General features: G+C 52.9%; 1 rRNA gene. It reads right to left on the reverse strand.

Annotation, left to right across the window (positions count from 1 at the left end):
- Window positions 1–261: ribosomal RNA gene (locus V2S86_RS25400) — 23S ribosomal RNA — on the reverse strand; the annotation flags it as partial.

Raw genomic sequence — 261 nt, forward strand, 5'->3', positions numbered from 1 at the left:
GCTAGCTTATGCCTTTGCACTAACCTCACGATGTCCGACCGTGATTAGCTAACCTTCGTGCTCCTCCGTTACTCTTTGGGAGGAGACCGCCCCAGTCAAACTACCCACCAGACACTGTCCTCACCCCGGATCACGGGGCCGAGTTAGAACATCAAACATTAAAGGGTGGTATTTCAAGGTTGGCTCCACGCAGACTGGCGTCCACGCTTCAAAGCCTCCCACCTATCCTACACATCAAGGCTCAATGTTCAGTGTCAAGCT

Origin of the sequence: Serratia sp. C2(1), assembly GCF_036352655.1 — a bacterium.
In the GTDB taxonomy this organism is placed as follows: domain Bacteria; phylum Pseudomonadota; class Gammaproteobacteria; order Enterobacterales; family Enterobacteriaceae; genus Serratia; species Serratia inhibens.